The sequence below is a fragment of the Comamonas sp. lk genome (assembly GCF_900564145.1).
Classification (GTDB): Bacteria; Pseudomonadota; Gammaproteobacteria; order Burkholderiales; family Burkholderiaceae_C; genus Comamonas.
Genome location: NZ_UOOB01000001.1, coordinates 2,679,431 through 2,705,372 on the forward strand (window position 1 = coordinate 2,679,431; position 25,942 = coordinate 2,705,372).

23 protein-coding genes are annotated in these 25,942 nt (G+C 61.2%); 14 read left to right on the top strand and 9 right to left on the bottom strand.

What is annotated here, in order from left to right:
• The first annotated feature begins 166 nt into the window (after positions 1–166).
• The gene (locus tag EAO39_RS12250; protein ID WP_120971013.1) at positions 167–700 is read left to right on the top strand and encodes a GNAT family N-acetyltransferase; all 534 of its coding nucleotides are present in this window, start codon (positions 167–169) and stop codon (positions 698–700) included.
• A gap of 80 nt (positions 701–780) precedes the next feature.
• On the opposite strand, the gene dkgB is transcribed toward EAO39_RS12250, so the two are convergent.
• Both dkgB and EAO39_RS12260 read right to left on the bottom strand, forming a co-directional pair.
• The gene (gene dkgB, locus EAO39_RS12255) at positions 781–1,584 is read right to left on the bottom strand and encodes a 2,5-didehydrogluconate reductase DkgB (RefSeq protein WP_120967736.1); all 804 of its coding nucleotides are present in this window, start codon (positions 1,582–1,584) and stop codon (positions 781–783) included.
• Positions 1,585–1,763: 179 nt separating this feature from the next.
• Positions 1,764–2,093: a carboxymuconolactone decarboxylase family protein gene (locus EAO39_RS12260; protein ID WP_120967738.1), complete on the bottom strand. Its 330-nt coding sequence runs from the start codon at positions 2,091–2,093 to the stop codon at positions 1,764–1,766.
• 189 nt (positions 2,094–2,282) lie between these two features.
• Between EAO39_RS12260 and EAO39_RS12265 the strand changes: the two genes are divergently transcribed.
• Positions 2,283–2,492, top strand: a complete 210-nt coding sequence (locus tag EAO39_RS12265) for a hypothetical protein (protein WP_120967740.1) — start codon at positions 2,283–2,285, stop codon at positions 2,490–2,492.
• 52 nt (positions 2,493–2,544) lie between these two features.
• On the opposite strand, the gene EAO39_RS12270 is transcribed toward EAO39_RS12265, so the two are convergent.
• On the bottom strand, positions 2,545–3,138 hold the full coding sequence (locus tag EAO39_RS12270; protein WP_120967742.1) for a YigZ family protein: 594 nt from the start codon (positions 3,136–3,138) through the stop codon (positions 2,545–2,547).
• A gap of 204 nt (positions 3,139–3,342) precedes the next feature.
• Here EAO39_RS12270 and EAO39_RS22560 point away from each other — a divergent pair, with 204 nt between their 5' ends.
• The 6 genes from EAO39_RS22560 (at position 3,343) to EAO39_RS12295 (ending at position 10,255) form a co-directional block, all read left to right on the top strand.
• Positions 3,343–3,516, top strand: a complete 174-nt coding sequence (locus EAO39_RS22560; protein WP_162989545.1) for a hypothetical protein — start codon at positions 3,343–3,345, stop codon at positions 3,514–3,516.
• A 146-nt stretch (positions 3,517–3,662) separates the two neighbouring features.
• Positions 3,663–4,538 carry a LuxR C-terminal-related transcriptional regulator gene (locus EAO39_RS12275; protein ID WP_120967743.1) on the top strand — a complete coding sequence of 292 codons (876 nt, stop codon included), beginning with the start codon at positions 3,663–3,665 and terminating at the stop codon, positions 4,536–4,538.
• 227 nt (positions 4,539–4,765) lie between these two features.
• Complete coding sequence (locus tag EAO39_RS12280; protein ID WP_120967745.1) at positions 4,766–6,463, top strand: FAD-dependent monooxygenase; 1,698 nt, start codon at positions 4,766–4,768, stop codon at positions 6,461–6,463.
• Positions 6,464–6,480: 17 nt separating this feature from the next.
• A complete protein-coding gene (locus EAO39_RS12285; RefSeq protein ID WP_120967747.1) occupies positions 6,481–6,690 on the top strand; it encodes a DUF2783 domain-containing protein in 210 nt (69 codons plus the stop codon).
• Positions 6,691–6,976: 286 nt separating this feature from the next.
• Positions 6,977–7,507, top strand: a complete 531-nt coding sequence (locus EAO39_RS12290; RefSeq protein WP_120967749.1) for a PepSY domain-containing protein — start codon at positions 6,977–6,979, stop codon at positions 7,505–7,507.
• A 228-nt stretch (positions 7,508–7,735) separates the two neighbouring features.
• Positions 7,736–10,255, top strand: a complete 2,520-nt coding sequence (locus tag EAO39_RS12295; protein ID WP_120967751.1) for a YgiQ family radical SAM protein — start codon at positions 7,736–7,738, stop codon at positions 10,253–10,255.
• A gap of 61 nt (positions 10,256–10,316) precedes the next feature.
• Here EAO39_RS12295 and EAO39_RS12300 read toward each other — a convergent pair whose 3' ends face one another.
• The 3 genes from EAO39_RS12300 to EAO39_RS12305 form a co-directional block, all read right to left on the bottom strand.
• On the bottom strand, positions 10,317–12,053 hold the full coding sequence (locus tag EAO39_RS12300; RefSeq protein WP_240466979.1) for an EAL domain-containing protein: 1,737 nt from the start codon (positions 12,051–12,053) through the stop codon (positions 10,317–10,319).
• Positions 12,054–12,065: 12 nt separating this feature from the next.
• Entirely contained in the window at positions 12,066–12,743 is a 678-nt protein-coding gene (locus tag EAO39_RS22975) for a hypothetical protein (RefSeq protein WP_240466980.1), read from the bottom strand.
• Between the two features lie 596 nt (positions 12,744–13,339).
• Complete coding sequence (locus tag EAO39_RS12305; RefSeq protein WP_120967753.1) at positions 13,340–14,254, bottom strand: LysR family transcriptional regulator; 915 nt, start codon at positions 14,252–14,254, stop codon at positions 13,340–13,342.
• A gap of 184 nt (positions 14,255–14,438) precedes the next feature.
• Between EAO39_RS12305 and EAO39_RS12310 the strand changes: the two genes are divergently transcribed.
• The 4 genes from EAO39_RS12310 to EAO39_RS12325 all read left to right on the top strand — a co-directional run bounded on the left by EAO39_RS12310 (position 14,439) and on the right by EAO39_RS12325 (position 20,095).
• The gene (locus EAO39_RS12310) at positions 14,439–15,773 is read left to right on the top strand and encodes a DUF3100 domain-containing protein (RefSeq protein ID WP_120967755.1); all 1,335 of its coding nucleotides are present in this window, start codon (positions 14,439–14,441) and stop codon (positions 15,771–15,773) included.
• A 24-nt stretch (positions 15,774–15,797) separates the two neighbouring features.
• Entirely contained in the window at positions 15,798–16,997 is a 1,200-nt protein-coding gene (locus EAO39_RS12315) for a M20 aminoacylase family protein (protein ID WP_120967757.1), read from the top strand.
• Positions 16,998–17,628: 631 nt separating this feature from the next.
• Entirely contained in the window at positions 17,629–18,942 is a 1,314-nt protein-coding gene (locus EAO39_RS12320; protein WP_120967759.1) for a cation:proton antiporter, read from the top strand.
• Entirely contained in the window at positions 18,932–20,095 is a 1,164-nt protein-coding gene (locus tag EAO39_RS12325) for a YbdK family carboxylate-amine ligase (RefSeq protein WP_120967761.1), read from the top strand. The genes EAO39_RS12320 and EAO39_RS12325 overlap by 11 nt, the downstream gene beginning before the upstream one ends.
• Before the next feature lie 111 nt (positions 20,096–20,206).
• Here the strand turns inward: EAO39_RS12325 and EAO39_RS12330 are convergent, their stop codons facing one another.
• The 3 genes from EAO39_RS12330 to EAO39_RS12340 all read right to left on the bottom strand — a co-directional run bounded on the left by EAO39_RS12330 (position 20,207) and on the right by EAO39_RS12340 (position 22,425).
• Positions 20,207–20,521, bottom strand: a complete 315-nt coding sequence (locus EAO39_RS12330; protein ID WP_120971016.1) for a DUF2322 family protein — start codon at positions 20,519–20,521, stop codon at positions 20,207–20,209.
• A 179-nt stretch (positions 20,522–20,700) separates the two neighbouring features.
• Positions 20,701–21,462: a hypothetical protein gene (locus EAO39_RS12335; protein WP_120967763.1), complete on the bottom strand. Its 762-nt coding sequence runs from the start codon at positions 21,460–21,462 to the stop codon at positions 20,701–20,703.
• A gap of 114 nt (positions 21,463–21,576) precedes the next feature.
• Complete coding sequence (locus EAO39_RS12340; RefSeq protein ID WP_120967765.1) at positions 21,577–22,425, bottom strand: DUF2167 domain-containing protein; 849 nt, start codon at positions 22,423–22,425, stop codon at positions 21,577–21,579.
• 313 nt (positions 22,426–22,738) lie between these two features.
• Here EAO39_RS12340 and EAO39_RS12345 point away from each other — a divergent pair, with 313 nt between their 5' ends.
• Positions 22,739–23,944, top strand: a complete 1,206-nt coding sequence (locus EAO39_RS12345) for an MFS transporter (protein WP_120967767.1) — start codon at positions 22,739–22,741, stop codon at positions 23,942–23,944.
• A gap of 128 nt (positions 23,945–24,072) precedes the next feature.
• Entirely contained in the window at positions 24,073–25,863 is a 1,791-nt protein-coding gene (locus EAO39_RS12350; protein WP_120967769.1) for an amidohydrolase, read from the top strand.
• Positions 25,864–25,942 lie beyond the last annotated feature (79 nt).

Here is a 25,942-nt window from a genome sequence, read left to right on the forward strand (position 1 = left end):
TGGGTGTAAGACCTCGTGAATGGTGCAAAGTGGGCGATTGTAGGCAGAGCAGGCCAGCGGTCAAGCCGTCGGTGGTGCGAGCGCCACGCTGCACCACGTGCAATTTGCCAAAAGCGGCGGCTGGCAGTGGCATGATGCAGCGCAGGCCCTGCAGCCGGAGAGATCTGTGAATGAACTGAAGATTGTGCAATGCACACATGAGCGCCACGCGGGTGCGATTTTGGATATCTTGAACGACGCCATCGTTCATTCCACCGCGCTTTATGACTACCAGCCGCGCACGGCGCAAAACATGGTGAGCTGGTTTGAGGCCAAGCGCGCCGGCCAGTGGCCGGTAATAGGCATAGAGGACACCGAGGGCCAGTTGCTGGGCTTTTGCAGCTACGGCAGTTTTCGCGCCTATCCGGCCTACAAGTACACGGTGGAGCATTCGGTCTATGTGCACCCCGAGCACCGCGGGCGGGGCCTGGGCAGGCAGCTGATGGATTTGCTGATTGCCGAGGCCCGCCGCCGTGGCGATGTGCACACCATCGTGGGTGCCATCGATGCCGCCAACGAGGGCAGTATCGGCTTGCACAAACGCCTGGGTTTTGCGCATGTGGGCCAGATGCCGCAGGTGGGCTTCAAATTCGGCCGCTGGCTGGATCTGGCTTTTTATCAGCTGACGCTACAGACGCCGCTGCATCCCGTGGATGGTTAGTTTGCTATTGAATCAATAGCTTGCAGCGCAATTGATAAAAGCGCTGCAAGCTGTTTTTCCCGGTGTTCAACGCTCAGCCATCAATCCCAGACGGGTGTCAGTCCCTCGGGGTTGACCTCGCGGCCGTTGCGCTCCAGCTGGGCGATGCGCGCCATATCGTCGGCATCGAGTTGGAGCTCGCGCGCCTTCAGATTGCTGGCCAGATTCTCGCGTCGGGTCGATGAGGGAATCACTGCATACCCCAGCTGCAGCGCCCAGGCCAGTGCGACCTGGGCCACAGTGGCCTCATGCTTGGCGGCAATCTCGGCCAGCACCGCATCCTTGAGCACCTTGCCATAGGCCAGCGTCATGTACGAGGTGGTCTGAATGCCTTGTTCGGTGAGAAACGCCGTCAATTGGCGGTTTTGCAGATAGGGACTCAGCTCGATCTGGTTGGTGGCAATTTCGCCCGCGCCCACGGCGGCAATGGCCTGGCGGGTCAGCTCGATGTTGAAGTTGGAAATGCCGATTTGTCGCGTCAGCCCCTGGGCCTTGGCCTGGGCCAGTGCGCCCATGAATTCCTCCAGCTCCACGCCGTTGCCGGGCGCCGGCCAGTGGATCAGCGTCAAGTCCACATAGTCGGTGCGCAGCTTTTTCAGGCTGTCTTGCAGGCTGGGGATCAGCTTGGCCTGGCTGTAGTTGTCGGTCCAGATCTTGGTGGTGACAAAGAGCGCATCGCGTGCCACGCCGCTTTCGGCAAGCGCCTGGCCCACCTGGGCTTCATTGCCGTAAATCTGTGCCGTATCCACGGCGCGGTAGCCCAGATCGAGCGCATTGCGCACGGAATCGATAACGACTTGATCTTTGAGGCGGAAAGTGCCGACGCCAAATGCGGGAATACTCATGTTTTTGTCCTTGAAGAAGACGCCAAGTCTGAAGCATTGGGCGGCAAAGATGAAGCACCGTAGCGCACAAGCACTTGTGCCATGGCGGAACAAATGGTGAGCGGCAGCTCGATTTGAGTGGTTTGAAAAAACGGCGAGGCGCTGCGTTGGGCCGGCCGTTTTTTCCTCAGGCGCTTGCTTTACTCGCCCAGCGCATCCAGCGCGCGGGCCGAATACACCATGGCCGCACCGGCATTGAGAGCCACGGCCACGCCCAGGGCTTCGGCAATTTCTTCCTTGCTGGCGCCGGCAGCCTTGGCGGCCTTGGTATGCACGGCAATGCAGCCGTCGCAGCGCGTGGTCACGCCCACGGCGATGGCAATCAGCTCGCGGGTTTTGGCATCCAGATGGCCGGTCTTGCTGCCGGCGGCGGCCAGGGCCTTGTAGCCTTCCATGGTGCCGGGCGACAGCTGTGAAAACTCGCCCAGTCGGCCCGCCAGTTCCTTGCGGTATTCGTTCCAGTCCAGCATGCGTGACTCCTTTGCGCTTGGCGCGTTGAACCCGATGAAGCTCCCAGATTACCGCGATGCAGTCTTGTTTTCCATGCCGGGCTGGAGCGGATGGCGCTGCAAAGTATGAAATTGCGGCTTAAAACGGATTTGTTGGATGCAGGCCGGTGTTTAGACGCAACAATGCGCGTTGTTAAACAAGGAGTTCCCGTGAACCAAGCCAATCCACATGCTGCACTGATCGCCAGCTACCGCAAGGTCGCTGCCGAGGCAGCCAAGAAAACCGCACTCATCCAGGTGGTGGCAACCAAGGGCCCCAGAGCGATTGCAACGGCAAGTGAAACAGCGTCCAAAGCCATGCGCCGTCGTGATGTGCTGGCATCCAAGCTCGCCAAGCTGGGCGTGGTGCTGGCCGACTAAACAGCCCTGGCCAAGCCGCCTTGCGCTGCATATTGCGTGCGGCGTCGGGGCGTCAGGCTTGGTGCTCTATCCAACCCACGCGGCCCTGGCCGCTTTCATTGAGTCTGGCCATAAACTCCTGCGCTTGCGCCTCGGGCAGGCAAAAGTGCAGCGTCACCAGACTGCCATGCTCCACCTGCAGCAGCTCGGCCTCTGCTTGCTCGATCTGGCGGCGCACCAGACCTTCCAGTGCATAAGGCACGGTGCAGCACAGCGTCTGCATGCGGCGAATCGCCACTTTTTCGGCCGTCAGCAAGGCTTGGGCGACAGCATCGGTATAGGCGCGCACCAGTCCGCCTGCTCCCAGTTTGACGCCTCCAAAATAGCGCACCACGGTGGCCAGCACGCCTTCCAGATCCTGATGGCGCAGCACGTCCAGCATGGGCCGTCCCGCCGTGCCGCTGGGCTCGCCATCATCCACGGCCGCCGATTGACCGCCGGCCAGCAAGGCCCAGCAGACATGGGCTGCGCCCGGGTGCTCGCGCCTCAAAGCATCGACCACGGCCTGTGCACTGGCGCGGTCCGTCATGGGTTGCACGCAGCCGATGAAGCGGCTTTTCTTGATCAGCAAATCACTGTGGGCGGGGGTGCGTAGAGTCTGGGGCATAGCGGGCCGCAGCATAGCCGCAAAAGCCGGTGCGTACAGCTTGGACGCTTGGTTTGCTGCCTGTAGTCAAGGCCGTGCCGCCAAAGCGGCAGGGCAATGGCCGGGGCTGACGTGCCCGCCAGATGAGGTAGACACGCCACAGATTCTTTTTCCTACACTGTTTGCAGGGCGACTGGCGTACGCTTTGCAGCAAAGGAGACTGCCATGACCACACCGCATCGCATCGAGCTTCCTGCCAATGAACATACTTTTGGCCGCGAACATCTGTCTCCGCCCCCTCTGGAATGGGAGCAAGGCAATGGACAGTGGGTGGCAGGTGTGCAGCCCGAAGAGGAGGTCGACTGGGTGCAGCGCATTCGCGACGTGGGCGAGTGGTAGCTGGCCAGCCGTCGCTCCGGTTTGAATGTCTTGCTCTTTCCATGAAAAATCCGGCGGCTCACCCAGGTGGCAGCCGGATTTTTCATGGGCGACTGGCTTGACAATGCGGGCTGCCTCACCGTTTCTTGCCGCCACGCCTCCTCACCATGAATGCCGTCAATCCAAGCGCGAATCAAGTCCAGGCCTCGCACTGGATGCTGCTGCCCGCAGCAGCCCAGACGGCCGTGCTGCCCGTGGCGCTGGCCGATGTCACAGCCTTGATGGAAAAAGTGGGGCGCAGCAGCAGTGATGGCGTGGCCGAGCAGATCTTGCATTTGCTGGGCCGCCAGGTGCCGCTTGCCCAGTGCACGATTTTTTCCTTTCAGGGCATGGCGCGCCCGCGCGTGGTGGGCATGGGCGACAGAGCGCGTACCGGTGCATTGCCCATGATTTCGCAGGACTACAGCGAGCGCTTTTACCCTCTGGACGGCTCCCAGCAGGTGATGAAGGCCGAGCTTGCGCGGCTGGCCAAGGACCCGCATGCCAAGCCACGCGTGTGGCTGCACCGCCAGGGGCCGGGCGATGTTCAGCACCCCGAGTACCGCCAGATCTGCTACACGCTGCCGCGCATTGCCGAGCGCGTGTCCTTGCTGTACTTGCAGGAAAACGCCCGCTGGCTGTCGGTCAATCTCTACCGGGGCGAGGAGCACGGGGTGTTTGATGCGGGCGCGATTGCGCTGATCGAGACGTTTGCGCCCCTGGTCATGCAGGCCATGCGATTGCACTACGCGGGCCAGACGCTGCAGGACGATCTGGTCGGCCTGGTGTTGGCACGGCTGAGCAAGCGCTTCGAGCAGCTCACGCCGCGCGACCTGGATGTGGTGCGCGCCCTGGCCCAGGGGTTGGATGCCGATGCGCTGGCCCAGTGCCTGGGAATTACCGTGAGCAGCGCCCGCACCTATATCAAGCGCGTCTGCGCCAAGCTGGGCGTACAAGGCCAGCGCGAGCTGTTTGCCTTGCTGATGGAGCCGGCAGAGGTTTAAAGCTGTTTTGATAGCAGCTTGCGCATGATGCGCCTGCTCTTGAGTCTTGTTTTATTTAAAATCCTTTGGCGCATGGCAAGCCGGCGCTTTCATGTCCTCATATGGTGACATCCCGATAGAGCGGCTTTTCTACACTTGGCTTCAAGCCCGTGAGAAGGCCGATCAAGGCGCGCCGGAAAAACGCAAGCCAAGCGAACAGACGGCCGCGCAGCCTCAGGAGACAAGATATGCACCAGCCTTATGCCCAGCCTCGCCGCTCGATTTACTACCAGTACCGCGTCAACCAGCCCTGGCTGCCATCCGAGCACCCAGGCGCGCAAAGCCATCCCATCGTCATCGTCGGTACCGGCCCCGTGGGCCTGACCACGGCGCTGGAGATCGCCCGCCACGGCCAGCGCTGCGTGGTGCTGGAATCGGAGCTGCAGGTATCTGAAGGCAGCCGCGCCATCGTGTTCACGCGCCGCTCCATGGAAATCCTGCAGCAGGTCGGCGTGGCCCACCGCGTGACGGAGACCGGCTTGCCCTGGTGCTTTGGCAACAGCATTTACCGCGGGCAGCGTGTGTTCCGCATGGAAAACGCCCGCGCCGACGATGACCGTTTCTTTCCCATGATCAATCTGCAGCAGCAGTATCTGGAGGAGTATCTGGTTGATGCCGTGCAGGCCCATCCGCTGATCGAGCTGCGCTGGGGCAACCGGGTCAATCGGGTGGAGCAGGTGGGCGGCAAAGCCGTTGCCGAGGTGGACACGCCTGAGGGCTGCTACCCGCTGGAAGCCGACTGGCTGGTGGCCTGCGACGGCGCGCGTTCGGGAATTCGCAGCGCCATGCATCTGCAGATGGAAGGCGCTTCCTACGAAGGCCGGTTTGTGATCGCCGATATCCGCATTGACCTGCCTTTGCCTACCGAGCGCCTGGCGTTTTTCGACCCCAGCTGGAACCCCGGTAACACCATACTCATGCACCGCGAGCCGCATGGTATCTGGCGTGTGGACTATCAGCTGCCCGCCGGTGAAGACCCCGAAGATGCGCTCAAGCCCGAGTCGCTCAAGGCCCGCATCGATGCCCAGCTGGAGATGATAGGTTTTGGCGGGACACCCTGGGAGATGGACTGGAGTTCGGTCTACTCGGCCCGCGCTCTGACCTTGCCCAATTACGTACACGACCGCGTGATCTTTGCCGGCGATGCCGCCCATATGCTGCCTATTTTTGGCGTGCGCGGCGCCAATACCGGCTTTCAGGATGCGCAGGCCCTGGGCTGGCGCCTGGCCCTGGTGGCCAAGGGCGCGGCCAGCCCTCAATTGCTGCAAAGCTATAGCAGCGAGCGCGTGGGCGCGGCCCGCGAGATTGTGGAGGAAGCCGGCAAGAGCACGCGCTTTATGGCGCCGCCCACCCGCGGCTTCAGATTGCTGCGCGATGCCGTGCTGTCGCTGTCGCTGAGCCAGCCTTTTGTCGGGCCGCTCTACCACTGGCGCACCTCGCGCCCGCACGAGTACGCCCAGTCTCCGCTCAACAGCGTGGGTGACGACAATCTGCTGTTCAAGGCCGGCCCGGCCCATGGCGCGCCGCCCGTCAACGTGCGTTTTGCGGCCGACAGCTATCTGCTCGACCATCTGGGCGGCGGTTTTGATCTGCTGTACTTCAACGATGGTGCGGCCGTTCCCGCCGAACTGCGTCGGGTGGTCGATGGCGTGAAGGCCAGAGGCGTGGGCGTGGGCCTGATTGCCGTGAGCAGCCAGCCGGTGGCGGCTGTGGAGGGAGCAGATCTGACACTGCACGATGGGGACGGCAGCTGCCGCGCCCGCTATGGCGTGATGGCCAAGGGTGCGGCCTATCTGCTGCGGCCCGACCAGCATGTCTGCGCCCGCTGGATGGCGCTGGACGCCAACCGCCTGCAAGCTGCTTTCAATCTGGCGCTGCCCGCCTGAACCACGAGGAGAATCCCATGACAACAGCAAACACTTTGGCTTCAGCGGCCGGCCTGGATATCGGCGCTCTGGAAACCGTGTACGACCAGCTGGCCACGGCGATCGATGCCGTGGGGGCGGAAAAATCCGAACTCTTTCTGGTCAAGCTGGCGCTGCTGGCCGCCAATCGCCTTGGCGATGCCGGGCTGGTTGGCGAACTGATTGCCGCCGCTCAGCGAGATCTGTAAGCCGCTGCGCAGCAATGCCGTTTTAAAAGCCCGCCGGTGCAACTGCCTGGCGGGCTTTTTTGTTGCGTTGTATGGCTTGAACTCTTGAATTGCCGGTTTTTTGTACTTATTTATTGAGCAACTAGGCTGGCTATAGAAGGCCGATGGGGTTACAAGGGTAGGCAGGCCTGTATTTTTGCAACAGGCAAGCAAGGCCGCTGGCGCTTGAGCCCGGTTTTGCATGCCGCGAATACCGCTTCGGCAGGCCGGTTTTCAATTGCTTTACCGTTGATCAGGAGATGAATAAATGAAACTGAGCAGCACCGCCTTGGGTTTGAGCATTGTTCTGGGTTTGGCTGGCGCACCTGCCATGGCCAAATCCGCGGCCGAGTGGCAGGCCCTTACCGCAACGACAGCCGTGGGCATCACGCAGGCCATGGAAAAAGCCCAGACTGTGGCTCCCGGCAAAGTCATAGAGGCCGAGCTGGAAGCCGGCAAGAAAGGCGCGACGCCCTACTACTCGGTGACGCTGGTGTCGCCGGCCAACGAAGAAATCAAGCTGCGCGTGAATGCCGCCACCGGCGATGCAGCGATTGAAAAGAATAAGGGCAAGGCCGAACGCAAGCACACCAAGTATCTGGCCGAGGCCCAGATCACGCTGGCCCAGGCCGTGGATGCCGCCGTGGCCCACACGCCAGGCAAGCCTGTGGAGGCCCAGTTGGATTCGGACTGGGGCAAGACCAGTTACAAGGTCAAGCTGCTGCAGGCTGACAATGTGGTGACCAGCGTCAGGCTGGATGCCGAGACGGGCAAGGTCACCGGTACGAAAAAAGACTGAGTGACCGTCGGGAAAACCGGTCTTGCTATGGATTTGAAAGTGGGTTGCGCATGCGCTGACTGGATTTGACCTCTGTTAACGCTTGATTTCCAGTCAACGAATGCGCTGCCTGCTATGAATTTCAAAGTCCTGCCCCTGCATTTGCAAGACCTTGCACATGCAAGGCCAGGGGGAGAAACGTACACTGACCGGTTCTTTCCCCGTACTGGCCGCTAGAGCCCACTGCACATGAACGCCCCGGTTGATGTTTCCTTTTTTCATCGCGATGCCAAACCGCTGACCAGCTACAAACCGTACTGGGCCAAGCGCTTTGGCCCGGCGCCGTTCCTGCCCATGACCCGTGCGGAGATGGATCAGCTTGGCTGGGACAGCTGCGACATCATCCTGGTCACGGGCGACGCCTATGTGGATCACCCCAGCTTCGGCATGGCGGTCATCGGCCGCGTGCTGGAGGCTCAGGGCTTTCGCGTGGGCATCATCGCCCAGCCCGACTGGACCAGCGCCGAAGCCTTCAAGGCGCTGGGCAAGCCCAACCTGTTTTGGGGTGTGACGGCCGGCAACATGGATTCCATGATCAACCGCTACACGGCTGATCGCAAGATTCGCTCCGACGATGCCTACACGCCCGGCGACGTGGGCGGCAAGCGCCCGGATCGCGCCGCCATCGTCTACAGCCAGCGCTGCCGCGAAGCCTACAAGGATGTGCCCATCGTGCTGGGCGGCATCGAAGGCTCGCTGCGCCGCATTGCCCACTATGACTACTGGAGCGACAAAGTGCGCCGCTCCATCGTGGTGGACAGCAAGTGCGACATCCTGCTGTACGGCAATGCCGAGCGGGCTCTGGTCGAAGTGGCTCACCGCATTGCTTCGCGCGAGCCGGTGGAGAACATCACCGATGTGCGCGGCACCTCGTTTTTCCGCCGCGCCTCGGAAGAGGGCTGGTTTGAAGTCGACTCCTCCACGGTGGACGAGCCCGGCGAAGTCGAGCCGCATATCAATCCCTATATGACCACCAGCGAGCAGGCCGAGGCCCAAGGCCAGACCTGCTCCAAGGAAGATGGCACGCAGGGAGATACTCCTGAAAATGTAGCTTCCGGCGCAGGCGCATCTTGCGCTACAGGCCAAAAAGATGCTGCATCGGTGGCCCAGGTGCAGACGATTCAATTCGTGCCCAATCTCTCGCTGCGCAGCAAGTCCAAGCTGCCTGCGCGTGACCGCACCGTGCTGCGTCTGCCCAGCTACGAGGAAGTCAAGAGCGATCCCATCCTCTACGCCCATGCCAACCGCGTGCTGCACCTGGAAACCAATCCCGGCAACGCCCGCGCGCTAGTACAGGCCCACGGCGAAGGCCTCACGGCCCGCGATGTGTGGATGAACCCGCCCCCCATTCCGCTGACCACGGCTGAGATGGACTGGGTGTTTGGTCTGCCATACGCCCGCAACCCGCACCCCAGCTATGCCGACAGCAAGGGCAGCCATGATGGCGAGACCAAGATTCCCGCCTGGGAGATGATCCGCACCTCGGTCAACATCATGCGCGGCTGCTTTGGCGGCTGCACCTTCTGCTCGATCACCGAGCACGAAGGCCGGATCATCCAGAGCCGTTCGGAAGACTCCATCATCCAGGAGCTCGAAGAGATTCGCGACAAGGTCAAGGGCTTTACCGGCACCATTTCCGACCTGGGTGGCCCCACGGCCAATATGTACCGCCTGGGCTGCAAGAGCCCGCAGATCGAAGCGGCCTGCCGCAAGCCCAGTTGCGTGTTCCCCGGCATCTGCCAGAACCTGCACACCGACCATGCTCCGCTGATCAAGATCTACCGCCGTGCGCGCAAGCTGCCCGGCATCAAGAAGATTCTGATCGGCTCCGGCCTGCGCTACGACCTGGCCGTGAAGTCGCCCGAGTACATCAAGGAGCTGGTACAGCACCATGTGGGCGGCTATCTGAAGATCGCGCCCGAGCATACCGAGGCCGGCCCGCTGAACAAGATGATGAAGCCCGGCATCGGCAGCTATGACAAGTTCAAGCAGCTGTTCGAGAAATTCAGCGAAGAGGCCGGTAAAAAGCAGTTCCTGATTCCCTACTTCATTGCCGCCCACCCGGGCACCAGCGATGAGGACATGATGAATCTGGCCATCTGGCTCAAGAAGAACGGTTTCCGCGCCGATCAGGTGCAGACCTTCTACCCCAGCCCCATGGCCACCGCCACGGCCATGTACCACAGCGGCCGCAACACGCTGACCAAGGTGCGCCGCCAGATGCGCGACGAGGCCGAGGAGCGTGTGGACATCGTGCGTGGTGAAAAACGCCGCCGTCTGCACAAGGCCTTTTTGCGCTATCACGATCCGAACAACTGGCCCATGCTGCGCGAGGCCTTGAAGGCCATGGGCCGTTCCGATCTGATCGGCAACGGCAAGCAGCATCTGATTCCTACCTTCCAGCCCATGGTGGACGGCAGCTATCAAAGTGCCCGCAAGAAAAACAGCACCCAGTCCGGCAGTGGCGGTGGCATAGGCTATACCGTCAACAAGGAAGGCAAGGCCGTGGCTGTGCGTCGCCGCACCCAGGAATCGAACGAGCCTCAGGGCGATGTGCGCTTCAGAACCGCCCAGCCCAAGCCCGGTCAGATGCTGAGCCAGCATACCGGCCTGCCTCCGCGCGCCGGTGTGAAGGGTGGCAAGCCCGCAGGCAAACCGGCGTTCAAGGCAGCGGCCAAGCCCGGCTCTGCACCGCGCAAGCCGCGCTGATCCCTCCCAATAAAAAAGCCCGGTCATCCGGGCTTTTTTATGGCTTACAGGGTGTGCGTGCTCATTGCGTGATCAGTTCTTCGCACCACTGGGGCAGCTCGCCGCCGGAGTTTGGCAGAAAGTACTCGGGCACCAAAGGGGTGGGGCGGGCAATGGCATAGCCCTGGCCGTAGTCCACACCCATGGCCTGAAGAGCTTGCGCAATCTCGCGGCTTTCCACGAATTCGGCCACGGTTTTCTTGCCCAGAATATGGCCTATGCGATTGATCATCTCCACCATGGCATGGTTGCTGGGCTCTTGCAGCATGTCGCGCACAAAGCCGCCGTCGATCTTCACATAGTCCACCGGCAGTTGCTTGAGGTAGGTCAGCGACGACATGCCCACGCCAAAATCGTCGAGCGCAAACCGGCAGCCCAGGGCGCGCAGCGCCTGTATCAGTCGGGTGGCATTGCTGAGGTTGGCAATGGCGCTGGTTTCGGTGATTTCAAAGCACAGCAAATGTGGCGCAATACCGTGCAGCACAATCTGCTTTTTGACAAAGTGCAGCAGCTCCTCGTCATCCAGGCTGGCGCCCGAGAGGTTGATGGCACAGGTATCCACGGGGCGGGAACCCGCCGGACGCCGGGCCAGGCTTTGCAGGGCGTGGCTGATGACCCAGCGGTCCAGCATGGGCATCATGCCGTAACGCTCGGCAGCCGGTATGAAGGCGCCGGGGCCGATGATCTGGCCTTGCTCATCCTTGAGGCGCAGCAGCACCTCGAAATGCATGCCCCGTTCGTTGGGATTCTGTAGCGGTGCAATGGTTTGCGCATACAGGCAAAACCGGTCCGAATCCAGTGCCGAGCGCACGCGCATTACCCATTCCATTTCGCTGACATAACGGTTGTAGGAGCCGTCGTTGTGGGTGTAGACAAAGACTTTGTTGCGTCCTTTGTCCTTGGCCTGGTAGCAGGCCATATCGGCCAGACGCAGCAAATCGGCTGCGCTGCTGGCATCGCCTGGGATGTGCACCAAGCCCATGCTGAAGCCCGTGCGCAGAGTTTTGTTGCCCCATTGCACCTGTAAGGTCTCGGCGGCGGCGCGCAATTTTTCGGCAATCGCCATTGCGGCCTGAGGCGGGCAGTTCTCCAGCAGAATGCCGAATTCATCTCCGCCCATGCGGGCCAGCGAGTCTGATTCGCGCAGGTTGCTCAGCAGCATGCGGGACACCTCGCACAACACCTCGTCTCCAGCGTGATGGGAGCTGGTCTCGTTGATGAGCTTGAACTGGTCCAGATCGATGTACAGCAGAGAGCAGGGCTTGATCTGATGGCGGCCCTGGTTGAGCAGATGCTGCAGCCGGCGCTCGAATTCACCACGGTTTTCCAGCCCTGTCAGCGTGTCATGGCTGGAGTTCCAGGACAGCTGGTCCATGAACTGCTGCTCCCGCGAGACATCGCGCAGCACAATCACCGTGCCTGTGACCAGACCGTCGCTCTTGATGCTCGAGCCCACCACCTTGACCGGCAGCGTGCCGTGATTGTTGCGGCGCAGCCAGTGGGTCTGCTCGTCGCGGCGCGTGACCTCGCCGCTCAGCAGTTGCTTCAATAGCACTTCACTGCTGTAGCTGGAATCCAGGGAGTAAAACTGAAGCACATGCTTGAGTGAGCGGCCAATCGGGCTTTGCTGACCTGCACCCAGCAAACCGATGCCAACCGGATTGATATAGGTGAGCATTCCGTGGGCATCCGTGGTGATCACGGCATCGCCCAGAGCCGCGAGCGTGACTTGCGCACGTTCTTTTTCGGCATCCAGCACCGACTGGGTTTGCTATCGCTGGCGCAGCGCACGGTGTGTGCTCAGACTCCAGACCGCGACCAGCACCAAGGCCAAGGTGCAATTGATGCTCAAAAGAATGTAGACGATGCGGCGTGAACTTTGCCCCAGTGAATCGGTAAAGGCCTTGGCTGCAGGGGATGCGCCGCTGTTGATCAGACCGATCTCTCGCTTCCAGGTCCTGATGGTCTCTTTGGTTGGCGGCTTGCTTTCGCTATAGCCTTGCTCGACTTCTGTTGCCAACAGCCCCAGTTGGGCCAGGTACTCATCACCCTGTTTCCAGTAGTAAATGGGTTCCTTTATCAATTTGAAATGCCGAAAATTGCGCAGCAACCAGATCAGCGAATTGATGTCATCGGGGTGATTGGCTCCTTGCAAAAGGCCTTTGCGTGCTGCCGCCAGATCTGGCGGATTTTTCTCCAACGCCTCGCGGGCATCGGAATCTCCGCGTGGCACCAGCATGGCGCTGTGGTATTTGTCCAGATGCTCGCGGTTGCCGGCTTCGGCATAGCGTGTCAAATAGTAGATGGCATCTTTTTGGGATTTGGACCAGAAGCTTTCGCCGGCAACAATGCCGCGCACGGCAGACAGCATGTAAATGCTGGTGCCGGCCGTGATCACCAGAATGGCCGTCAACAGTGCGAACGGCCAGACTCTTTGCCAGAAGGCCAATCTGCTACCCCTAGGTTGAGTGCTCTGTTGCATATTGAGTAGCGCTGATGGGTGTGGTGTAAGCGATGCGCGAAAACAGGTGGAAATACCTGAGTTCGTGCCTTTCGAGTCCAGGCAACTCAAGCCGGCATCTGCAGTGCAATCTCAAGATTTGCGCATTCATCCGAGCCTTCTGTAAATAAACCCCCGTTTTTTACGCTTGAATGTTTTAAATTGTTTAACTTGTATATTTTTGCTTATCTCGCAAGCCATGTGCAGCCAGTGATTCAAAGCCGGCAGCGTATGGCGCAATGTCGCATTTCTCAGTGTTGTCCTATGTCAACCTGGCCCGTACTGCCTTGTCTTATCGCTCGTTTGACCTCGGTGAAAAGCCGAAAAAGAGATAGCAAGAGATATCCTTATTTTGCGGTAGCTGGGTAACAAAGTGTTTGTAGGACGATGGCGGTAAATGCCAGGGTGATATGGCTCAAGCGTTATTACCACGCTTTTAGGTATTTATCCGGTATCCACGTAGTGGAGTGAGACTGTCTGCTTTTTCTTGAATTTGAAAGACGGCTGGTCCAGTTCCATTTCGACGGTAGCAGCCGCCAACCGCTTTATGCGGCGGCCTGAAATGCCTGCATGCCCTGCATGCAGTACTGTAGAAAACGGTTGGCTGCAGGCGACAGATGCCGGCCTGTGCGCGTGATCAGCTGCATTTCCGCATTCTGGAAGGTGGGACTGTTGACGGGAATGGCGCACACGCGGCCTTGGGCCAGTTCGGTGGTGATGGAGCAGGGGGGCAGCAAGGTCACGCCCTGGCCGGTAGTCACAAAGCTGATCAACACGCTGATCAGATTGCTGGTGAGAGCGGGGCTCAGGCGAATCCTGTCCGTCTGCTCGGCATATTCCACCAGCTGGCGTATGCCGTACACGCCTTGCAGCAAGGCGATAGGCCATTGCGTCAGCTCCTGCAGCGAGGTGCTTTGTGCCTTGCTCAGGGCGTGATGGGGGTTGACGATGGCATGCATGGGCTGGCGCGCCGAACCCCGGGCGGTGATATGGCTGTCGGCCGGGGGGTAGTAGACCAGACCGACTTCGGCCTCGTCCTCGCGCACGCGGCGCATGATTTCGTTGGTGCCGTAGATCTCCAGCGAGATGGACACGCCGGGATACTGCTGGCGAAACTGGCGAATCGGCCCGTCAATCAGTTCCTGGGCAAAGCCTTCGCCGCTGACCACCTGCACGGAGCCGCTATGCAGGCCGCGCAGCGCATCCATCTTGGCTAGCATGTCGTGGCGATGGGCCATATGCTGGCGGTAGTAGTCCAGTATCAGCTGTCCTGCCTGTGTAGGCACGACCCCGCTGCGGTGGCGTTCCAGCAGGGCTACGCCCAGAGCCTCTTCCAGCAGGCTGATCTGGCGGCTGACGGCCGAGGGAACAATGCCCAGCTTCTCTGCCGCTGCACGCACCGAGCCGCAGGTGACGGCCTCATAAAGATAGTGGGCGCGAGAGTCTTGGTAGGCAGGCATGAAGCAGGGCTTGAGTGATCCGGGGTTCTGCTAGTGTCCACTTTTTTAGAACAGAAAATACAAAGTCATGAAATATATGCATTGATATATTCACCGCCAGTACAAGGTAGAGGCTTTGCGGCTCTGCCTTTGAATCATAGCAAGTGCTCGCTGTATGCATATACAGTGGCCGAAAAGGAAATCGATGAGTACCGAGATGCAGCGAGCCAAGACGGCGTTGAACCTGGGCAGTGTGGTGCAGATATTTGCGCTGGCGCTGGTGATAGCAGCCCTGTCCGAATGGCTGGGGCCTTTGCCGATTGAACTGGGCGTGGGTCGGGTGGTACTGCTGCCCATGATCTGGGCGCTGCTGATAGGTCTGGTGCTGGGCTTGCTGAACAAGCGTCTGCCTTCGCCGCTGAAGATCAGCCTGTACAGCCAGCATCTGGCAGCGGCCATTCTGTCTTCGGCGCTGTTTCTGTTCATCGCCAAGCTGGGCTTGCTGGTAGGCGGTTCGCTGCCGCAACTGGCGCAGGTAGGCTGGGGTCTGGTGCTGCAGGAACTTGGCAATCTGGTGGGCTGCATCATGCTGGGTATGCCGGTGGCGCTGCTGCTGGGCATCAAGCGCGAAGCGATCGGTGCCACGTTCTCCATCGGCCGTGAGCCCGGCTTGGCCATTGTGGGCGAGCGCTTCGGCATGGATTCGCCCGAAGGTCGCGGCGTGCTGGCCGAGTACATCACCGGCACCTTGATCGGCGCGATCTTCATTTCCGTGCTGGCCGGCTTTGTCTCGAGCCTGAACATTTTTCACCCGCTGGCGTTGGGCATGGGGGCCGGCGTGGGTTCGGGCAGCATGACGGCTGCTGCCGTGGGCGCGATTGCGGCTCAGCATCCGGAAATGGCTGACCAGATCGCCACCTTTGCGGCTGCTGCCAATCTGATTGCGACCACGGTGGGCACTTATCTGACGCTGTTCATCTCCTTGCCGCTGGCAGTGCGCGCCTACCGCTTTCTGGAGCCCATCCTGGGCCGCAACCGCAAGGCGGTGGCAGTGGAGCAAAGCGTGACGGCCGAGCCACAGGAAACCGTGCACGCACCCATGCTGGGCCTGGGTATGCGCCTGGCCTCGTGGCTGCTGGTGGGCGCCATGGTGCTGATTGGCAACCGTATCGGTTACGGCGTTCCCATGCTGGATGCACTGCCGGGTGTGCTCATCATCATCCTGGCCGTGCTGGTTGGTGATCTGATCTATGTGGGCACCCGACGCAAGCTGCCCGCCGTGTGCTGGATTTCTTTCATCGCCATGGCCATGACCTTTCCCCCCACGCCTTATGCCGCCGAAGTGGCAGCGATGACCGGTAAGGTGAGCTTTCTGGCCATGATCACGCCCATGCTGACCTTTGCAGGTCTGTCGCTGGCCAAGGACATTCCGGCTTTCCGCCGCCTGGGCTGGCGCATTGTGGTGGTTTCGCTGCTGGCCAATGCCGGCGTGTTTCTCGCTGCGACGGTGATTGCACAGTCGTTTGTGCACACCATGTGAACTGATTGAATCGAGGAATAGGCAATGAGCAGCATCCAATCACCCAAGAATTCATCCAAGATCTGGCCCGAGTTGGCTGAGCTGCAATCTTGGCGTCACGATTTTCATCGCCACCCAGAAACCGCGTTCAAGGAACACCGCACCAGCGCTCGCGTGGCCGAGCTGCTGAGCAGCTGGGGGCTTGAAGTGCATACCGGCCTTGCTGGCACCGGCGTGGTGGCAGTGCTTCATGGCGCGCTGGGCGAAGGCCCCAGCATCGGTCTGCGCGCCGATATGGATGCGCTGCACGTGCATGAGCTCAACCAGTGCGAGCATGCATCCCAGCACCAGGGCCGCATGCATGCCTGCGGGCATGACGGCCACACCAGCATGCTGCTGGGTGCGGCCAAGGTGCTGGCGGCCCAGCCGGACTTTGCCGGCACCGTGAACTTCATCTTCCAACCCGCCGAGGAAAACGAAGGCGGCGCGCGCGAGATGATTGCGGAAGGCCTGTTCGAGCGCTTTCCCATGCAGGCTGTCTACAGCATGCACAACTGGCCGGGCCTGCCGGTGGGCACGGCGGCCGTGCACTCCACGGCCGTGATGGCGGCGTTTGACATTTTTGATCTGACTCTGACCGGCAAGGGCTGCCATGCGGCCATGCCCCATCTTGGCAAGGACGCTTTGCTGGCGGCCTGCCAGCTGGTGAGCCAGCTGCCGGCGCTGATTGCCCGCGAGCAGGAGGTGCACAAGCCCGCCGTGCTGAGCGTGACCAGCTTCAACGCCGGTGACACCTATAACGTGATGCCCGAAGTCATCAAGTTGCGCGGCACGGTGCGCTGCTTTGACATGGAGCAGCGCGCGCGTATAGAGCAGCGCTTTCGCGATGCGATTGCCGCCACCTGCGCGCTGCACGGTCTGCAGGCCGATCTGGACTACCGCGTGAGCTACCCGGCCACCATCAACAACTCCGTCCATGCTGAAATCTGCGCCGATGTGCTGACCGAGGTGCTGGGCCAGGGTCAGGTGCGCCGTGACATGCAGCCCAGCATGGCCTCTGAAGACTTTGCCTTCATGGCCCATGCCTGTCCTGGCGTCTATATCTGGATGGGTAACGGCGAAAACAGCGCCTCGCTGCACAACCCGCATTACGACTTCAATGACGCGGTCTTGCCTCTGGGTACGCGCTATTGGGTGGAATTGGTCAGCGCTTTGCTGCGCGACGGCAAGCTGCCCAAAGCCTGAAGACGGATTTGCGAATTGCTACAGATGTAGCACAACAAAAGCTTACGTCAGGCGCAAGCGATGGCATGGCGGCGGCTAGGAAACCCGGCTGCCGCTCCCCAGGCTGCTGTCGCGTCATCTGCTGGACGCCTGGGCACAAGGCTTGGCCGATAGTCAGCAGTAACTCTTTATTTGATAGCTGCTGGCGATTGCTTTTATTGTGCTTGAAGGCGTTTTCTATATAAATGTTACTGAGCCCGGCTCTTGGCCGTTCGCTGCTTCGGTGACAGCAAATTGACAACAAGAAAAGGCCAAGGTCAAAGCCCAAATCGCTGAGCACATGGTTCTATGATGTGTTTAGCGCTCCGAAATTCGGAGCGTGCGTGGTGGCCGCCTTCTAAGCGCAGCCAACACAGTGGGGCCGATTCCTGGCTTGGGTTGGATCGTCGGCGGCTGGCAGATGCCAGGCGTCTATGGCTCACGCCCTGTGTTGCTTGCTTTCAATGGACAGGCCGCCTTCTGCAGGTGTTGCTTTCCAGGCCTTGGGCCTTTCTCGCGGCATTCGCCGCATTCTCGTATCGCAACGCTGCCTGCCAAATCCCGGCCGCATGGCGTATATCGCCGTGCCGGTCTTGATACAGGAAGGCGCTTTATGCACTCTGCCGATTTATGGGCAAAACTGGCACCGGGTCACTTTCCTGCGCTGCTCAGCTGGTGTGTGCTGGTGGGCGCTGCGGCGCTATTGGGTCATATGGTGCACCGCGTGTCCGGTTTTCCGCGCATGCTGGGCTATACCGCTGTGGGGCTGGTGGCCGGCTGGCTGGGCTTTGGCGATTTGCCCTGGCCGCTCAGAGGCAATACGGCGCTGCTGCTGGAGATTGCCGTAGGCACCAGCGTGCTGGTGGCGGCATCGCAGATTTCGCTGCGCTGGCTGTTCAAACAACCCTGGCTGATGCTGCAAAGCCTGGGCGAATCCTTGATCACCCTGGGCTTGACGGCCGGCTTGCTGGTAGCCCTGGGCTGGGGCTGGCCGGTGGCGCTGGCCGTGGGCGTGATTGCCATGGCGGCATCGCCTGCAGTGCTGCTGCGCATTGCCGAAGATCTGCGCGCCTGCGGCGCGGTGACGGACCGCAGCGTGCTGTTGGCGACGGTGAGCAGCTGGCTGGCGCTGCTGGCCGGCCTGGTGCTAACGGCCTCTTGGGTGCCGGTGAGTGTTGCTTTGGGAGCCGCCACGGGCGCTGAGCCCGCGCAGCTGACGCAGATGCGTTTTTCTGTCTCCGGTCTGCTGGCCGGCCTGTATAACGTGGTGCTTTCGCTGCTGTGGGCGGCCTTGCTGGCGGCGGCACTATGGCCGGTGCTGCGCTGGAAATCATCGCGCAGCGACACCACGGCGCTGTATCTGCTGGCTGCTTTGGCTGCAACCTGCCTGATGGCCGAGCACTGGGGCGGTTCTGCCGTTTTCGCCTTTATGGTGGCGGGCTTGCTGCTGCGCAATCTGAGTGCCAAACCGCTGCTCTGGCCCCAGGCTTTTCAGGCCGCGAACGCCATGCTCAATCTGGTGATGTTTGTGCTGGTGGCCAGCATGGCGGCGCAGGTGCAGCTCAATGGCGCGATGTTCTTTGTGGTGCTTTGTGTGGTTCTGGCGCGCATGACGGGCAAGCTGGGTTCCATCTTGCTGCTGGGCCACGGCACGGGCCTGGGCTGGCGGCGCCAGTGGCCCGTGGCCTGCGCTCAGCTTCCGCTGTCTGGTCTGGCCCTGGTGCTGGCTTCGTCCATTGCCTGGCAGTGGATGCCGCTGAACCCTGGCGTGGCACAGCAGGTCTCGGCCATTGCCTTGCCGCTGATCGTGATTTGCGAGTTGCTGGGCGTGCTGGCCGCATCGGCTGCGCTGTGGCGCTCGGGCGAGGCCCACCGCGGCATAGGCCGCACGGCGCTGTTGAGAGGGGAGAAACGCCATGACACATGAAACCACCGAGATTCAGAGTCCCAGCGCCGCTTCCGGCCTGGGCGAGTTTGCATCGTCTCAGGCGCTGACGCTGGGGGTGGAGCTGGAGCTGCAGCTGCTCAACACCCACCACTACGACCTGACGCCTTATGCGCCTGACATGCTGGCCTTGCTGAAAAATACGCCGGTGCCGGGCTCTATCGTGCCCGAGGTGACGGCCAGCATGATTGAGATATCGACGGGCATCTGCACCGACGCCCAGGATGCTTACCAGCAGCTGGCCGTGACCCGCGATGCACTGGTCAAGGCGGCAGATCGCCTCAATATCGCCATTGCCGGCGGCGGCACCCATCCGTTTCAGCAATGGCACCAGCAGCGCATTTACGACAAGCCCCGCTTCAAGGAAGTGACGGCGCTGTACGGCTATCTGACCAAGCAGTTCACCATCTTCGGCCAGCATGTGCATGTGGGCTGCCCCGATGCCGATGCCGCGCTGATGATGCTGCACCGCCTGTCGCGCTATATCCCGCATTTCATTGCGCTGTCGGCTTCCAGCCCCTTTGTCCAGGGCCAGGACACGGCCTTCGACTCTGCCCGGCTCAATTCGGTCTTCGCTTTTCCGCTCTCGGGCCGGGCACCGTTTGCCCTGCACTGGGAGGATTTCCAGCGCTACTTCGACAAGGTGGCGGCCACGGGCGTAATACAAAGCATGAAGGACTTTTACTGGGACATCCGGCCCAAGCCCGAGTTCGGTACGGTGGAAGTGCGGGTGTTCGACACGCCGCTGTCTATCGAGCGCGCCGCCCAGCTGGCGGCCTATGTCCAGGCCCTGGGTGCCTGGTTTTTGAGCGAGAACCCGTTCGAGCCCAGCGAGGATGACTATCTGGTCTATACCTACAACCGCTTTCAGGCCTGCCGCTTCGGGCTGGACGGCAGCTATGTCGATCCGGTGAGCAGCGAACAATCGGGGCTGCGCGAACATATTGCGCTCACGCTGGAGCGCATCACGCCTTATGTCACGGCGCAGAGCAGGCCGGCCTTGCAGCAGCTGCGCAACAGTCTGAACCTGGGCGGCAACGACGCCAGCTGGCTGCGCGCATGTTATGCCGACGCTCAGCAACTGCCGGAAGTGGTGCGCCAGGCTGCACTGCGCTTCAGAGGGGCACAGCCTTAAGCGGGCAAAGACTGTTGTTTCAATGAAAAAAGCTGCCAGCCCTTGTCAATCAAGTGCTGCCAGCCCTTGTCAATCAAGTGCTGGCAGCTCTTGTTTTTGCAGGCTTGTGCTTCAGGCCGCGATCACTTTGACGGCATAGCCTTGGCCCGAGGCAATCACTTGCAGCAGGCGGTCGATATTGGGGTGAGCGCCGGGGCGGGCCCTGGCGTCGTCGGTGTGCTCGGCAAAGATCTGCAGACCTTCTTCGGCGGCGGCGACATTGATGCTGCCGTGCTTGACGGCCAGTGCGTTGTACACGGTGACGGAGCCGGCTTTGCCCGGTGCATTGGGAATGCTGGCGGCCAGGCTGCCGTCAGCGGCGATCAGCTGCAGCTCGGCAATGTGCTCGATGGAGGGAAGTTGCTTGAGGTTGTCGGCAAAGGCCATGGTGAACAAGTGCGGTGGTTGCGGAGGCCGACATTGTGCGGGATGAATGCTGCGCTTGCAGCAAAAGCCTTGGCTTGCGCGATTGCTAGCCATTGGTGGCTGATTTGCTATTGAGTAAATAGCGTCTTCCCATTTCTATTCAAGGGGAAGACGCTGATTTCATATGAATGATTGCGCGCTCATTCAGTCTCTTGCGGCAGCTCGGCGGCGAGCAGATGCAGAGATTTTTCCAGTGCCTGGTGGCGCTTGGCCAGCTCGGGTAATTCGGCAATTTCCTGCAATTCTCTGGCAATGGCCTGATGGGCCTGGGCGGCCAGGCTTTGCCAGCCTGCCGTAGGTAGGAGCTGCTTGGCGGCAAGCAGAAAATCCGGTTTGGCATGGTCATCCGCCAGGGACAGTTTTCTGACCACATTGAGTGCAAACGGGGGGCACAGCAGGATTTGCAGGGCGATGGAGCGGGCTTCTTTTGCATGGCCATGGCCGCGCCGACCATGGCGCCAGGCCAGGGCCGATAGCCACAGGGTAGTGAGGTAAATCAGCCCCAGCGCAATCAATTGCAGCCGTTGGGAATGCAGCACCAGCAGCGCGGCAGGCAACAGTACAAACAGCCAGGCGGCCAGCAGATAGATCGGCAGGGCAAAGCCTTTGAAGCGTTGCGCATCTGCGACAAGACGCTGAACCGCGCTGTCGTCTCCTGCCAGTGCGATATGCGTGGCATCCCAGCTCAGGCGGTAAAGCGGCTGGTGCGGCAGGAAAATCGGCGGCCACAACAGCCAGGCGCGGCGCAGCTCAAAACCGCTCAAGGCCAGGCGGGCGTGCCAGCGCCTGGTGCCGGCGCGCAGCAGGCCTTGATGGGATGGCAGGGCCAGAGCAGCGTCGTAGCCGTAGAAAAGGCAGATGGCCAGCACAATCTGCACTTCGATGCTGACGGTGAAATACAAGAGCGGTCGCGCTTTCCTTGAGGTGGGCTTTGCAATGACAAACCCCGCGATCTTAGCGATACACGGGGCTGGCTTGAGGCGCCAAGAGCGGCCTAGGTCCGTATCAGCTCCTTATCAGCTGGCCTTTTTACGCCCGAAGAGCTTGCCCAGACCGGCAAACAAGGCCACGGCCGCGGCGGCGATGAACTTCCAGCCGGCAGCCAGGAAGCCGCCAATCACGCCCCACAGGCCTTTTTTGGTCGCCACGGCGGCCGCGCCGCCCAGCACCAGCGCGCCCAGGCCTATGGCAGCCACCTTGTCGCCGTTCTTGAATTCGGAGTAGTTCTGGCCGCTGTGATAGTTGAAGCCGGTCAGCAATTTCTTGAATTCCTCGGTGTTGCTGGCCAGCGTCTCGGTGTCGGAGACCAGGATGGCGCTCATCACACCGCTGCGCCCCAGAATACGGGCGGTGTAGTTCACATTGCGCTGGCCTGACTCATCGCGCAGGCGCAGACCCCATTCCAGGCGGCGCGTGCCCGTGTCGTAGTGGGGCGCGACCTGCCAGCCTTCGGTATAGAGCGCTTCCAGACCCAGTTTTTTGCGCTCCTTGTTGCCGGCTTCGTCGCCCGATTGCATGGATTTGAGCAGCTCGGCGGCGTCGATCTTCTCGTCATCCTTGACATAGCCGGTGTCGTCGAATGAGAACACGGCAAACCAGTCCAGCGATTGAGGGGCGATCAGAAAGTGCTCGTTGCTGGGCGGGTTGCCAAAGATCTGCAGCAGCTTGGAGGTGTCTTGCTGGCCCAAAAAGCCATAGCCTTCGGGAATTTTGATGCTGGCCTTGCCGGCAATCTCGCCCTGGCCGCTGCTGACCCAGGCGAGTTGCTTGATCTGTTCGGGCATGCGGCCCGGTTCTTCTGTCTTGGCCCACAGTCCCAGGGACAGTGACAGGCCTAAGACTGCGGTGGCGATGGACTTGAACATGCGAATGACCTCCTTGTTATGAATCTATTGGGTACGGCTTTTGTCGCTTCACTTTGTGCGGCTGGATGCGCGGGCATCAAGGCGTGGCGCAGGCGGTGAAGGCGCGCCGATTATTGGCGGGCCTGCCGCCGCTTGGCAATGCGCTTGCACAAGGTTTGCAATTGGTCGCGGCCAAAAAGCGGGGCCGAATTTCACATGAGTTGTTGACATATCATCTATCAAAAGCAAAACGGGAGACGCTTTGGCTGAAACGCTGACAGATAACGGGCTGCAGACCCGTCAGGGCGGGGGAATCCATCCCTCATGGATAGTCATGGCCGCGGGCGTGAGCGGCGCTTTGCACGTGGGCAAGCTGCCGCCAGCCGTGCCGGTGTTGCAGCATGAGCTGGGCATCACTCTGGTGCAGGCTGGATTTCTGCTCTCCACCGTGCAGGTGGCGGGCATGCTGCTGGGCCTGGTCGTGGGCCTGGGTGCAGACAAATGGGGGCTGCGCCGCAGCCTGCTGACGGGCTTGCTGTTGATGGCACTGGCCAGTGCCCTGGGCGCCTGCGCTACCAGCGTGGGCTGGCTGCTGGGGCTGCGGGCCATGGAGGGCCTGGGCTTTTTGCTGATTGCCATGCCGGGGCCGGCGCTGATTCGCCGCAGCTGCTCACCCCGCGAACTGGGAACGCGCATGGGCTGGTGGGGGGCTTATATGCCTCTAGGCAGCGCCCTGGGATTGCTGCTGGGCCCCTGGGTGCTCAAGTTCAGCTCTTGGCAGCTGTGGTGGTTGCTGCTGGGCGCGGTCTCTTTGCTGGCAGCATGGGTGGTGTGGCGCAAAGTGCCCGCCGATCCACTGCATGCAGGCGTGCATATGAGCGCTCAGACCCAGACACTCACCGATGCAGGTTGGCGTCCGCGCCTGGCGCTGACGCTGCGTACGCCGGCGCCCTGGCTGGTGGCGCTGAGCTTTATGCTGTATTCGGGGCAGTGGATGGGCATTGTTGGCTTCTTGCCTACGATTTATGGCCAGGCCGGACTCAGCGCCGAGATGGCCGGCATGCTGACGGCTCTGGTGGCGGCAGCCAACACGATTGGCAATGTGGCGTCGGGCAGATTGCAGCTGCAGGGCTGGAGCGCCGGGCGCTGTCTGCAAACCGGCTTTGTGCTGATGGGTTTGTGCGCCGTGGCCGCCTATGCGCAAGTGGACGGCCAGCCGCTGATGCCGCTATGGCTGCGCTTTGTGGCGGTGTTCCTGTTCTCGGCCGCTGGCGGGCTGATTCCGGCCACCTTGTTCACTTCGGCCATGCGTTTGGCGCCCAGTCAGAACACGGTCTCCACCAGCGTAGGCTTTATGCAGCAATGGTCCTGCTTGGGTCAGTTTGCAGGCCCGCCTCTGGTGGCTGCCGTGGCAACGGCCATGGGCGGCTGGCAATGGACCTGGGCAATCACCGGCGTGTTCTGCGCGGCCGGTTGGGGTCTGGCCGCGCTGATCCAGCGCCAATGGGCGGCTCTTGCGTCTGGGGCTGCTGCTCATTGAATTCATAGCTTTGAACGCAGATAAACAAAGGGCTTTAGCTGGTTTTCATGGATTTTTTGCGCTGATGCAAGCTGAATCAGCCCGCTTGCGGTTAGGCTTGGCCTATAGCCATCAAGAGTCCAATACTCATGAAAAAACGCCAGTTTCTGACCACGGCGGCATCGGGCACGGCCTGGGCTGCTGTTGCAAGCTCCGCTTTGCTGAGCGCCTGCACCACGGCTGCGGTGGGCGAGTCCAAGCCTCAGCCGCAAGTGCCTGCTCAGGCGGCAGCCCGGCCTGGCCAGGCTGAACAAATCTATTTTGGCGGTCCGATTCTCACCATGAACGACGCCCAGCGGCAGGTACAGGCGCTGGCCGTGGCGGATGGACTGATTCTGGCCGTGGGCACGCGCGACGAAATCTTTGCCTTGCGTGGTACCGAGACGCGCATGGTGGATTTGCAGGGGCGCACGCTGATCCCCGGCTTTGTGGACCCGCACAGCCATCTGGGCGGCGTAGGCCTGCAGGCCATCTCTGCCAACTTGCTGCCCCCGCCAGATGGCGGCAATGCCTCGATTGCGCAGTTGCAGCAAACCTTTCGCGAATACCTGAAGACCTCGCCCGAGGTGAAGTCTCTGGGCATGGCTTTTGGCTTTGGCTATGACGATTCCCAGCTCAAGGAGCAGCGCCATCCAACCCGGGCGGATCTGGATGCCGTCTCCAAAACCGTGCCGATTGTGGCAATTCACCAGTCCGGCCACTTTGGTGCGCTCAATTCCGCAGCTCTGGCCAAGGCCGGCATCAACGCGGCAACGCCCAACCCCGAAGGCGGTGTGATTCGCCGCAAGAAAGGCAGTAAGGAACCCGATGGCGTGCTGGAGGAAAATGCGTTTTTCCATACCTTGGGCAAAATCATGCCCAGGCTGACGCAGGAACAATCGATTCAGTGGCTGGAAAAAGCCCAGCAGCTGTATCTGCAATTCGGCTACACGACGGTACAGGACGGCCGCGCCGACCCCGGGGCCGTTGCCACGGCGATTGCCGCTGCTGAAGCCGGGCGACTGCTGGTGGATGTGGTGTCCTATCCCGACATCCTGCAGATGGGCGAGGGCGCTTTCATGCGCGGACCGTATTACGGACGCAGCTACAAGCATCATTTGCGCATAGGCGGGGTCAAGCTCACGCTGGACGGCTCGCCCCAGGGCAAGACAGCCTGGCTGACCCAGCCCTATCTGGTGCCGCCCCACGGGCAAAAGCCCGGCTACAAAGGCTATGGCGCGCTCAGCGATGCCCAGGCCAATGCCCAGGTGGCCAAGGCCATCGGCAACGGCTGGCAGATTCTGGTGCATGCCAATGGCGATGCAGCGATTGACCAGTTCATCCACGCGGTGCGCGCCAGCGGCCCGGTGGAAAAAACCCGCGCCGTGCGGCCGGTGCTGATTCACGGCCAGACGCTGCGGCGCGATCAGGTTCCTCAGCTCAAGGAGCTGGGCATTGTCCCCTCGCTATTCCCCATGCACACGTTCTACTGGGGCGACTGGCATCGCGACTCGGTGCTGGGCAACGAGAGAGCGCAAAACATCTCGCCCACAGGCTGGGTGCTGCAGCAAGGCATGCGTTTTACCTCGCACCACGACGCACCCGTGGCCTTGCCCTCGTCCCTGCGGGTGCTGGACGCGACCGTGAACCGCACCACCCGAAGCGGCAAGCTGCTGGGGGCCGAGCACCGCGTCTCGCCCTGGGTGGCGCTGCAGGCCCAAACCCTCTGGTCGGCCTGGCAGTACTTTGAGGAAGACCGCAAAGGCAGTCTGGAAGCCGGCAAGCTGGCCGATCTGGTGATTCTTTCGGACAACCCGCTGACTGTGGAGCGCCACCAACTGGCCAACCTCAAGGTGTTGGAGACCATCAAGCAAGGGCGCAGCCTGTACCGGGCGCCTTGAAATCCCGGCTGCTTGTGAATGGATAGCGTGCTGCGCTTGTCAGCTATAGGCTAAATCCCTGTTCTACTCAAAATCCGCT